We start from the raw sequence: 10,982 nt of genomic DNA, 5'->3' as shown, positions 1-10,982 counted from the left end.
AGGCTGCCTAAAAAATGGGCAGCCTTTTTTCATGCTTTGCGTTCAGGGACTTGCGCGGCTTGTCCACAACGCTTCCACATGGCTTTGCACCGCGAGTGTGGGAAACCGGCGCGATGGTCCGGCTTTGCCTCCATGGGGTATAAGCGGCATTTTTGCTTAAAAAATAATCAGACAGAGGCAGGTCATGGAAAATCAGGCGCTTGGGTGACTTGTCCACATGCCGCGCACAGCTTTGTGTACCGGCGCGGGGGATGACTCCAGGCCGCCGGCGCGCAAAACTGCCTAAAAAACAGGCGGAACTGGTTTTTCCTTCCCATACAGCGGCTTGCCGCGACTATCCACAACCGGTCCACACGGCTCTGCACCGGCGGTGGGGAAAAAATATTGAAATGATTAAAAAATAATCAGCGTTGGGAAAGATAAAGGCATTCAATGCTTTGCGGCTATTGTCCACAGCCGGCTCACAGGGCTGTCCCCGGCGTTTGTGAAAATCCGGGAAACCACGGTCCGTCGGGGTATAATGTCCGGCTTGGCCTGAACAATGGCCGGCGAAGGCCGGGAAAGACGGATGATGGGGCAGCAAAGGGCCGCCGGGCCTATCCGGGTGGCGATCGTCGGGCCGGAGTCCAGCGGCAAGAGCACGCTGGCGCGGGATTGGTCGCGCCGATTGCGAGAGCTGGGCATGAGCGCCGCGTGGGTGGAGGAGTATTCCCGGGCCTATTATGCGGACAGGCCTTATGTGTCCAGCATCGCCGACATCGAGGCGATCGCCGCCGGACAGCTGGCGGCGGAGGCGAGGGCGGAAGAGGCCGGGGCCGGCATCCTGCTGTGCGACACCACGGCGCTGACTTGCAAGATCTGGGCCGAAGTGGCGCATGGGCAGGCGTCGGACGCGCTGCTGGCCTTATACCGGCCGCGGGACTACGCGCTGACCGTGCTCGCTTGTCCCGACATCCCTTGGGAGCCCGACCCGCTGCGCAGCCATCCTGCCCAGCGCGACTGGCTGCTGGATCTGCATCGGCAAGAACTGGCGCGGGAGGGCATCGCGGCGGTGGAATTGGCCGGCGCGCATGAGGCGCGGCTGGCGCGGGCGATGGCGGCACTTTTGCCGTTGCTGCCTGCCTAAAAAATGATCAGACCGAAAATGGATAAGCGAATCAGCGGTTTGCCGCGCTTGTCCACAGCGGTTCCACAATATTGTTCGCCGGCGGCGTGGATAGTCCGGCGAGGCTGCCTAAAAAATGGGCGGCAAAGAAAACATCAGACAGATTAAGGGCTTGGCGGCCTTGTCCACAGGCCGCTCACAAGCCTGTCCAGAACGAGTGTGCAAAACATGAAGGAAACTTACCAACTCTCCGGCGAGTACATCGCGCTGTGCGATCTGCTGAAAGCCTGCAACGTCTGCCATTCCGGCGGCGCGGCCAAGCATTTCATCGCCGAAGGCAATGTGTCGGTGGACGGACAGGTCGAGCTGCGCAAGACCTGCAAGATCCGCGCCGGCCAGCAGGTCAGCGGCGATGGCTTCCTGATCGCGGTCGAGGCGGCCTGACATGGAAGACCCCGCCGACATCATGCCGGAGCCGCCGTTCGAGGTGGGCGACGACATGTGCTGCGGCAGCGGCTGCGAACCGTGCATCCTGGATATCCACCAGCAGGAGCTGCGCGCCTACCGCGCGCGGCTGGCCGCCTGGGAGAAACGCCAGGCGGAGCGGCGGGCCGCGGGAGGCGACGATGGCCAATATTGATCTGCATTTCCATTCCAGAACTTCGGACGGCGCGTTGACGCCGACCGAGGTGATAGACCGCGCCGCTGCGCGCGCGCCGTCCTTGCTGGCGCTGACCGACCACGATTGCACCGGCGGCCTGGCCGAGGCAGCCGCCGCTGCCGCGCGGCACGGCATCCCCTTCCTCAACGGCGTCGAAATCTCGGCGACCTGGGGCCGGCACACGGTGCACATCGTCGGCCTGGGCATAGATCCGGACGAGCCCGCGCTGGCCGTTGGCTTGAAATCGATACGGGACGGCCGGCTGGAGCGGGCGCGGCTGATGGGGGCTTCGCTCGAGGCGGCCGGCATAGCCGGCTGCTTCGAGGGCGCGATGCGCTGGTGCGACAATCCGGAAATGATCAGCCGCACCCATTTCGCCCGCCATCTGGTAGACAGCGGCGCGGTCAAGGACATGCGCACCGTATTCCGCAAGTACCTGACGCCGGGCAAGCCGGGCTACGTCGCGCACGAATGGGCCAGCCTGGCGGACGCCGTCGGCTGGATCGTCGGCGCCGGCGGCATGGCGGCGATCGCCCATCCCGGCCGCTACGATATGGGCAAGACGCTGATCGAGCGGCTGATCCTGGACTTCCAGGCCGCCGGCGGCCAGGGCATCGAGGTGGCTTGCGGCAGCCACAGCCTGGACGACATGCACAAGTTCGCGCTGCACGCCGACCGCCACGGGCTTTACGCCAGCAGCGGCAGCGATTTCCACGCGCCGGGCGAGGGCGGGCGCGACGTCGGCCATACCGAGGACTTGCCGCCCATCTGCAAGCCGATCTGGCGCGAGCTGGAAGCGCGCGTCCTGAGGCCGGCGGGTTGACATAACAAGGACAAGAACATGGCGCAATTCTTCGTGATCCACCCCGACAATCCCCAGGCCAGGCTGATCCGCGAGGCGGTGAAGATCCTGCGCGAGGGCGGGGTGATCGCCTATCCCACCGATTCCTGTTACGCGCTGGGCTGCGCGCTCGGCGACAAGGAGGCGATGGAGCGGATCCTGGACATCCGCGGCGTGGACCTGAAGCAGCGGATGATGACGCTGGTGTGCCACGATCTGTCCGAGCTGGCCAACTACGCCAAGGTGGACAACCGCCAGTACCGGCTGCTGAAGAGCGCCACGCCGGGCAGCTACACCTTCATCCTGCAGGGCACGCGGGAGGTGCCGCGCCGCACGCTGCACCCGAAGCGGGCCACCATCGGCCTGCGCGTGCCCGATCACAAGGTGGCGCTGGCCTTGTTGGAAGAGCTGGGCGGACCCATCTTGTCCTGTACCCTGATGCTGCCGGGCGACGACGCGCCGATTTCCGATCCTTATGAAATCCGCGAGCGGCTGGAGCACCAGGTGGACGCCGTCGTCGACGGCGGCTGGTGCGGCACCGAGCCGACCACCGTGATCGACATGACCGACGGCGTGGAACTGGTTCGCGAGGGCAAGGGCGCGCTCGCGCCGTTCGGTTTTTGATTCATTTTTCGTCTGTTAGGAAATCATGCAGGAACTCTCTTTGATCCAGACGCTGGCGGTGTCGATATTGCCGGTGCTGTTCGCCATCACCATGCCCGCCGGCGCCCAGGCCTTCATGGCCGACCGCCTGGGCGACCGCACCGCCTACATGACCGGGCGGCGCACCTTCAGTCCCTTCGCCCACATCGATCCCATCGGCTCCATCGTGCTGCCGATGATAGGCGTGGCGATGGGCGGCTTCATCATCGGCTGGCCCAAGTCGCTGCAGCTGAATCCGGGCGCGATGCGCAAGCCGCGCACCGCCCTGGCCAAGGTGGCGGTGGTCACCCCGCTGGCCAATCTGGTCATGGCGCTGTTGTGGGCCGGCGCGATCGCCGCCTCCGCCTACGCGCCGGACTATTTCCGCGCGCCGCTGCAATGGATGGGGCTGATCGGCATCAAGGTCAATGTGGCGCTGATGATCTTCACGCTGATTCCGCTGCCGCCGCTGCCGGGCGGCGTCATCCTGCAGTCGCTGCTGCCGTCGCGCGCGGCCTGGCAGTTTTCCAAGGTGGAGCCTTACAGCTTCTGGATCCTGCTGCTGCTGATGTTCACCGGCGTGCTGGGCGGTCTGCTGATGCCGCTGCTCAAACTGGTCAACATGCTGATTTTGAGCCTGGTTTTGTAGCGGCGCGATTGCGGCCGGATTTGCCAAATCCGCGCGGGGCTGTCATGTTGATAGCGTGGCGGAGCGCGGAGAACGGACATGTTCGACCCCAATCAGCTGGTGCAGCAAGTCACGATTTATGCGTTGCCGGTATTGCTGGCCATCACCTTGCACGAAGCGGCGCACGCTTACGCCGCGCGCCGTTTCGGCGACGACACCGCCTATTTGCAGGGGCGGATGACGCTGAATCCCTTCAAGCACATCGACCCGATAGGCACGGTGCTGCTGCCGCTGTTGACCATCTGGCTGGGCAGCTTCGTGTTCGGCTGGGCCAAGCCGGTCCCGGTCAACTTCAACGCCTTGCGCAAGCCGCGCCAGAACATGCGCTGGGTGGCGGCGGCCGGGCCGCTGGCCAATCTGGCGATGATGCTGGCCTGGGTGGCCTTGCTGAAACTGGCATTGGGCATGGACGGCGCCTATCGCGATCCGCTGATGCTGATGAGCAAGGCGGGCATCAGCATCAACATCTCGCTGATGCTGCTCAATCTGCTGCCCATTCTGCCGCTGGACGGCGGCCGCATCGTCTACAGCCTGCTGCCGCCCGGCATCGCCTGGCGCTACGCGCAGACCGAGACCTGGGGCATGTGGCTGCTGCTCATCCTGGTGGCCAGCGGCCTGTTGGGCGTCATCCTGCAGCCGCTGTATGTCTTGATGTATCATCTGCTGCAATTGTTTTTCTAGAACCCTGAGCGGGCCTGGCCGCCGGATGGAGCCGGCGGCTTTTCATTTCCCGCGCAACCGAGAGCATAACAATATGTCCGCCAACCGCATTCTCTCCGGCATGCGCCCCACCGGCAGCTTGCACCTTGGCCACTATCACGGCGTGATCAAGAACTGGGTGGAGCTGCAGCACAGCCACGAATGCTTCTTCATGGTGGCCGACTGGCACGCGCTGACCACCAACTTCGACGATGTGTCCATCATCGGCAAGTCCATCAATGAGATGGTGATCGACTGGCTGGCCTCCGGCGTCGATCCGGAAAAGTCCACCGTGTTCGTCCAGTCCAAGGTGCCGCAGCACGCGGAACTGCATCTGGCGCTGTCGATGGTGACGCCGCTGGGCTGGCTGGAGCGGGTGCCGACCTACAAGGACCAGATGGAGAAGCTGAGCCACAAGGATCTGACCACCTACGGCTTCCTCGGCTACCCGTTGCTGCAGGCGGCCGACATCCTGGTGTACAAGGCCGGGCTGGTGCCGGTGGGCGAGGACCAGGTGCCGCACATCGAGCTGACGCGCGAAGTGGCGCGCCGCTTCAACCACATGTTCGGCCGCGAACCCAACTTCGAAGAGTTGGCGAAGGCCGCGGTGAAGAAAATCGGCAAGGCCGGCAAGCTGTTCGAACAGCTGCGCAACCGCTATCTGCAGGACGGCGAAGTGGAAGCGCTGATGCAGGCGCGCGATATCCTGGCGGCCAGCCAGAATCTGGGCGCCGCCGACCGCGAGCGCCTGTACGGCTGGCTGGAGAACAAGGGCAAGATCATCCTGCCGGAGTGCGAGGCCAAGCTGACCGCCGCGTCCAAGATGCCGGGCCTGGATGGCCAGAAGATGTCCAAGTCCTACGGCAACACCATCACCATGCGCGAAGCGCCGGAGACGGTGAGCAAGAAGATCCGCGGCATGCCGACCGATCCGGCTCGCGTGCGCCGCACCGATCCGGGCACGCCGTCCAAGTGTCCGGTGTGGCAGCTGCACGAGGTGTACAGCGACGGCGAGACCAAAGAGTGGGTGAAGGCCGGCTGTACCACCGCCGGCATTGGCTGCCTGGACTGCAAGCAGCCGGTGATCGACGCCGTGGTGCGCGAGCAGCAGCCGATGTTCGAGCGCGCGGAAAAATACCTGAGCAATCCGAAGCTGGTGTCCGAAATCCTCGCCGACGGCAATGCCCGCGCCGAGAGGGTGGCGCGCGAGACGATGAACGACGTGCGCGCCGCGCTGGGTCTGGGCTATTGACGCCGATCCGCCTCCGGCGCAGCTGGATGGAATGAAAAACGGGCCGCATGATCGCGGCCCGTTTTTTTCGACGCTTCGGCGTTTCAGCTCTGTTGCAGCAATTCCGACACTTCTTTCACTACCAGCACCACGTCGCGGGCGCCGGTGCGGATCTCCTGGATCGCGCTGCGCGCCTGATCGGCCAGCTGCAGGCTGTTGCCGGCCAACTCCTGCATCTGCCGCATCGCGTCGATGGCCGAGCGGGAATCGTCCTGGATGCTCTTGACGATGCCGGATATCTCGCCGGTGGACTGGCTGGTGCGTTCGGCCAGTTTCCGCACTTCGTCGGCCACCACCGCGAAGCCGCGGCCCATTTCGCCGGCGCGCGCCGCCTCGATCGCCGCGTTCAAGGCTAGCAGATTGGTCTGGTCGGCGATGTCGCTGATGGTGTTGACGATGCTGCCGATCTGGTCGGAGCTGTCGCCCAGCTTGGACAGGATGCCGGACGAGGTTTCCACGCTGCCGGCCACGCGGTTGATCTCGGTGGTGGCTTGCTCCAGCACCGAGCTGCCCTGTATCGACAGCTGCTCGGTGTTTTCCGACGCGTGCACCGCCGATTGGGCGTTTTCCGCCTGCTGCCGCAGCTTCATCATCTGCTCGCTGATGTCGCTGGCGAACTTCACCACTCGCACCGGCCGGCCGTTCGGGTCCAGCACCGGGTTGTAGGTGGCCTGCAGCCAGATCACGTCGCCGTTCCGGTTCACTCGGCGGAACTGCCCTTCCAGAAAGCGTCCCTGCCGCAGTTGCTGCCACAGCTGGCCGTACTCAGGGCTTTGCGCGTAGCTGGCCTCGCACAGCATGCGGTGCTGCTTGCCGAGCACTTCGGCGCGCGGGTAGCCGAATACTTTCAGGAAATTGTCATTGGCGTCCAGGATGTTGCCGTCCAGATCGAACTCGATCCGCGCCATGGAGTGGTCTATCGCCTGGCGCAGCGCCTTGCTGTCCTGCTCCGCCTGCACCTGGGCGGTGATGTCGGTGGCCACCTTGATCACCCCGGTCACCTTGCCCGCCTCGTCGACGATGGGCGAGTAATTGGCCTCCAGCCATATTTCGCCGCCGTCCTTGCGCAATCTGAGAAAGTGGCCGGATTGGAACTCCCCGCGGCCTAGCTTCTGCCAGAACTCCCGGTAGTCCGCGCCGTTCGCGAAGCTGGGCGGGCAAAACATGCGGTGGTTGCGGCCGACGATCTCGTCGGCGCGGTAGCCCATCGCGTTCAAAAAGTTGTCGTTGGCCTGAACAATGTCGCCATTGGCGGAAAATTCGATCACCGCCATTGAGCGCTCGATGGCGGCCAGCCTGCTGTGGACTTGCGCCAGACTGTGCTGGGTGGTTTCAAGCTGTCGGGTGAGAGATCGGGTGAAAAAGACCATTCCTGCATTCCTTCAATCAAAACTAGGGCGAGTAGCGTGTTCAAGCCGTCCTCGGGCGGGCGGTCTTATGGGTACTGTCTAGTGCAGATTAATACAGAATAGGTAGATTTACTGATCTTTGATGATGCCGCGGCAATAAAAACGGCGCCCGCTTGGCGAGCGCCGTCATGCCGGTGGCTTGAGGTTCAGTCCAGCTTGTAGCGCACGCCCAGAGTGAAGGCGCGGCCGCCGGGGTCGTACTGGGTGGCGTCGTAATAGTGGCTGGCGTTGGAGTCCCAGGGCGGCCGGCGATTGGTCAGGTTCTGCACGGCGGCGGTCAGCGTGGTGCGCTTGATGCCGGCGTAGCTGGCGCTCAGGTTGAGGGTGTCCAGGCCGTCCACCCGCTGCTGGGTGGTGTCGCTGCCGGTCTGGGCATAGCCATCGGTATGGAACCAGGTGAGGGTGGACGACCAAGTGCCGGCATCCCAGCTGGCGGAAGTTTGGCCTTTCCAGCGCGGCAGCGCGCCCAGCAGATTGCTGCCCGCGCCTTCCTGCATGTCGCCGCCCTGCTGCAGCGGCTGGCGGAACGACAGCAGCCGGCTCCATTGCGCGGCCAGGGTCAGTTTGCCGCCGGGCAGTTTCCAGCCCTGGCGCAGCTCGATGTCGAAGCCCGAGGTCTCGCGGTCGCCCAGATTGGTGAATTGCTGGGTGATGGTTTGCAGCCGGCCTTGGGCGTCGCGGACGATGGCGCCGGGATTGGCGCCGGGGTTGCGGATGATGTTGCCGACGTCCTCCAGGCCGATCACGTCGCGTTGCCGGATGCGGTAGTAATCCAGACTGACGCTGGTGTCGGCGCTGGGCGCGAGCACCAGTCCCAGGTTGGCGTTGGTGGATCGTTCCGGCTTGATGTTCGGATCCGCCGTGATCAGGTGGGTGAAGGCGACGTTCTGGCCGGGCGTAAGCGGATCGTACGGGTCTTGCGCCGCGCTGTAGCTGACCGCGGTGCTGCTGGTGATTTCCGGCAGCGACGGCGCGCGGAAGCCGCGCGACACCGAGCCGCGCAGGGTCAGGCTTTGCAGCGGCTGGTAGCGCAGGCCCAGCTTGGGCGAGAAGGCGTTGCCGAAGTCGCTGTAGTGGTCGGCGCGGGCGGCCGCGTTGAGGCTGAGGGTCTTGTGCAGCGGCACGTTGAATTCGCCGTAAGCCGCCTGGATGGTGCGGCCGCCGCGGATCAGGTCCAGCGCCGGGCGCAGCTCGGTGCCGCTGGCCACTTCCGCCGAGGTGCCGGCGTTCATCATCTCGCGCCGCAGCTGGTAGCCGGCGGCGAAGCCCACCGGGCCTGCCGGCAGCTGCGCCAGTTCGGTGCTGGCGGTGGCGTCCAGGCTGGCGACGCGGTACCAGGCAGGGCGCATGGTGCTGATGCGCAGGCTGTCGCGCGCCGCCTCGCTGTTGCGCGAGGGGTCGATGAAGCTGTAGCCGCCGTTGGCGAGCAGCCGCTCGTAGGCGTAGCGGTTGACGAAGTTATACGCGTATTCGCGCAGCCGGCTGTCGGAGTACAGGCCGGACACGTCCCAGTCCCAGGCGTCGCCGCTGCCTTTGACGCCCAGCAGCAGGCGGCGGAACGACACGCTGTCGGTCTTGTTTCGTTGACCCAGATCGAACAGGTTGGCGGTGATCGGCGTCGGCGCGATGTTCGGGTTGGAAGGATTGCCGGCCGGCAGCACATTGCTGATCGACGTCAGCGATTGCGAGGCCGCGTCCCAGGCGCGCAGGCTGCCGGAGATGGACAGCGGCGGCCCGAAGATCTGCGTGCTGTGATTGGCGCCGTACAGGAATTCGGCGTAGGCCTCGGTGGCGGCATTCAACCGGTAGCTGCCGTGCAGCGCGGCGTGATAGCGCTCTATGCCTGGAATCAGCGTGGTGTATTGCGCCGGATTGTAAGCCCAGATGCGGCCGCTCTTGCCGGGGTTGACCGCTCCGTAGTCCAGGTCCTGCAACGGCCCGTTCGCCGTGGGGAAGCGCTGGGTCGGGTTGCCGTTGTAGTAGTTGGTCGGCGTGCGCACCAGCTTGCCGCCTGGCTGGCCGCGGAAATCGTTGTCCTTCAGCCAGTCCACCCCGCTTTGGTCGAGCCGGTCGCGCTTCTGGGCGTCGAAGGAGAACCAGACGTTGTAGCCGTCCTTGTCCAGATCGCCTTTGCCGGCCAGCAGGTTCACGCGGCGCTCGTCCTGGCCGGTGCTGGTGTCGCGGCCGATGTCGGCGCCCAGCTCCAGGCCCTGGTAAGACGGGTAGAGGATGATGTTGACCACGCCGGCGATGGCGTCCGAGCCGTAAATGGCCGATGCGCCGTCCTTCAGGATTTCGATGCGCTTCACCGCTTTCAGCGGCAGCGAGTTCAAGTCGACGAAGGTTTCCTGCAGGTCCTGGGCGGTGGCGTAGTTGGACACGCGCTTGCCGTTGACCAGCACCAGCGTGTTGCGCTGCCCCAGGCCGCGCAGCGAAACGCCGGCGGTGCCGGCCGAGAAGCTGCCGGTGTACTGCTCGTTGAAGCTGTTGCCGCTGTTGACGGCCAGCGAGCGCAATACGTCGGGCAGGCTGGTCTTGCCGCTGCGCTCGATGTCGGCGGCGCTGACGATTTGCACCGGATTGGTCTTGGCTTTGGAGCTGGCGCGCAGGTTGGAGCCGGTGACGGTGACGCGCTCCAGCGAATTGTCGCCGGCATCGGCGGCGTGGGCGGAAAAAGGCAAAGCGGCGCCCAGCCCGGCCAGCAGCAGGGTGTGTTTGATCATCACGAAACTTTCTTTGTTATGGGAGGAAGCGGTGCGCCTGTCCGGGAAGGATTAGCCGGACAGGCTGCGACAGCGGATGAGCCGCGCTGAGGGGAAGTGTTTGATGCTTTGCATGGTGGATACAAAATACATAATTAGCTGATATGCAGAATGTATCGATGCGAAGCGGATATGTGAAATGAAAGTTTCCGCTTAGTTAATTCCCTTGGCGGGATATTGCGCGCGGATTCCGCGGCCCTCGAACGGCAGGCGGTTTGAGGCTTGCGGGTGGCCTGAGGCCTGGCCGGCGCGGCGGAGTGGGATGAGCGGCGGTTTGCCGCCAGCCAGGGTGGGGGATGCGAAAATCGGGGGGCGGATAGCTTAATGGCCTGGCCGCATCGCCTCGACCTGTTGGCGCAGCGCTTCGCGGCAGCTTTGGAGCGCCTGCGGCGTTTGCGCCGCCTGCACGCAGCGCTGGGCGGATTGCAGCACCTGGATGTGCTGAGACAGCATTTGCAGCTGCTTGGCTTTCATCTCGCCGAAGCGGGCCGGGTCGCGGCCATGCGGCGCGGAGGCGGCGGGGGCGGCCAGCGCCAGCGACGGCAGCAGGGCGAGGATGGCGGTCAGCGCTTTCTTCATGGCGTTCTCCTTGAGGCGGGATGCCTGATCGAGATATACACCACCGCCATCCGCGGCGCTCAATCCAGCGGTTCGATTTCGCCGCCGGGGCCGACGCGGCCGCGGATCACCTTGCCGCTGGAAAGATTGCGCACGCGTATCGTTTCGCCCTGATGGCCATTGTCCAGCGCCTCGCCGGCGGCATTGACTTCGACGCCGTCCTGGCGGGCGACGATGCGGGCTTCGGCGCCGCGCTTGACCAGCAGCGGCGCCTGCAGTTGGCGGCGGCGCAAGGGCTGGCCGTCGGCGATCGCGGCGCGCGAAGC

Annotated in this window: 11 protein-coding genes and 2 pseudogenes; 8 read left to right on the top strand and 5 right to left on the bottom strand. The window is 64.9% G+C overall.

All coding sequences use genetic code 11. The features are described from left to right. Positions 1–568 precede the first annotated feature (568 nt). The 8 genes from LQR33_RS21495 to LQR33_RS21460 all read left to right on the top strand — a co-directional run bounded on the left by LQR33_RS21495 (position 569) and on the right by LQR33_RS21460 (position 5,888). A complete protein-coding gene (locus LQR33_RS21495; RefSeq protein ID WP_221665261.1) occupies positions 569–1,126 on the top strand; it encodes an AAA family ATPase in 558 nt (185 codons plus the stop codon). 207 nt (positions 1,127–1,333) lie between these two features. Then, the gene (locus LQR33_RS21490; RefSeq protein ID WP_021477288.1) at positions 1,334–1,549 is read left to right on the top strand and encodes an RNA-binding S4 domain-containing protein; all 216 of its coding nucleotides are present in this window, start codon (positions 1,334–1,336) and stop codon (positions 1,547–1,549) included. Position 1,550: 1 nt separating this feature from the next. Next, a complete protein-coding gene (locus tag LQR33_RS21485; RefSeq protein ID WP_021477287.1) occupies positions 1,551–1,745 on the top strand; it encodes an oxidoreductase-like domain-containing protein in 195 nt (64 codons plus the stop codon). Beyond that, positions 1,732–2,589, top strand: a complete 858-nt coding sequence (locus LQR33_RS21480; protein ID WP_166438486.1) for a 3',5'-nucleoside bisphosphate phosphatase — start codon at positions 1,732–1,734, stop codon at positions 2,587–2,589. The genes LQR33_RS21485 and LQR33_RS21480 overlap by 14 nt, the downstream gene beginning before the upstream one ends. Positions 2,590–2,607: 18 nt before the next feature. Further along, positions 2,608–3,231, top strand: coding sequence for an L-threonylcarbamoyladenylate synthase (locus LQR33_RS21475; RefSeq protein WP_046158561.1), 624 nt, complete (start codon positions 2,608–2,610; stop codon positions 3,229–3,231). 25 nt (positions 3,232–3,256) lie between these two features. After that, the gene (locus LQR33_RS21470; RefSeq protein WP_021477284.1) at positions 3,257–3,898 is read left to right on the top strand and encodes a site-2 protease family protein; all 642 of its coding nucleotides are present in this window, start codon (positions 3,257–3,259) and stop codon (positions 3,896–3,898) included. Positions 3,899–3,976: 78 nt separating this feature from the next. After that, the gene (locus LQR33_RS21465; protein WP_021477283.1) at positions 3,977–4,618 is read left to right on the top strand and encodes a site-2 protease family protein; all 642 of its coding nucleotides are present in this window, start codon (positions 3,977–3,979) and stop codon (positions 4,616–4,618) included. A gap of 73 nt (positions 4,619–4,691) precedes the next feature. Continuing rightward, the gene (locus tag LQR33_RS21460; protein ID WP_166438485.1) at positions 4,692–5,888 is read left to right on the top strand and encodes a tryptophan--tRNA ligase; all 1,197 of its coding nucleotides are present in this window, start codon (positions 4,692–4,694) and stop codon (positions 5,886–5,888) included. Positions 5,889–5,971: 83 nt separating this feature from the next. On the opposite strand, the pseudogene LQR33_RS24460 reads toward LQR33_RS21460, so the two are convergent. The 5 genes and pseudogenes from LQR33_RS24460 to flgA all read right to left on the bottom strand — a co-directional run. Then, positions 5,972–6,313, bottom strand: a pseudogene (locus tag LQR33_RS24460) (methyl-accepting chemotaxis protein); the annotation flags it as partial. A gap of 213 nt (positions 6,314–6,526) precedes the next feature. Beyond that, positions 6,527–7,297: pseudogene (locus LQR33_RS24455) on the bottom strand (PAS domain-containing protein); the annotation flags it as partial. A 185-nt stretch (positions 7,298–7,482) separates the two neighbouring features. Next, positions 7,483–10,059, bottom strand: coding sequence for a TonB-dependent receptor plug domain-containing protein (locus LQR33_RS21450; protein ID WP_231470367.1), 2,577 nt, complete (start codon positions 10,057–10,059; stop codon positions 7,483–7,485). A gap of 360 nt (positions 10,060–10,419) precedes the next feature. Next, entirely contained in the window at positions 10,420–10,677 is a 258-nt protein-coding gene (locus LQR33_RS21445; RefSeq protein WP_046158555.1) for a hypothetical protein, read from the bottom strand. Between the two features lie 59 nt (positions 10,678–10,736). After that, positions 10,737–10,982, bottom strand: a 246-nt coding sequence (gene flgA, locus LQR33_RS21440) for a flagellar basal body P-ring formation chaperone FlgA (protein WP_231470366.1), incomplete at its 5' end; no start/stop codon positions are given.

Origin of the sequence: Chromobacterium piscinae, from assembly GCF_021129175.1 — a bacterium.
Lineage (GTDB): Bacteria > Pseudomonadota > Gammaproteobacteria > Burkholderiales > Chromobacteriaceae > Chromobacterium > Chromobacterium piscinae.
This window is presented reverse-complemented; position numbering and strand designations above follow the sequence as displayed.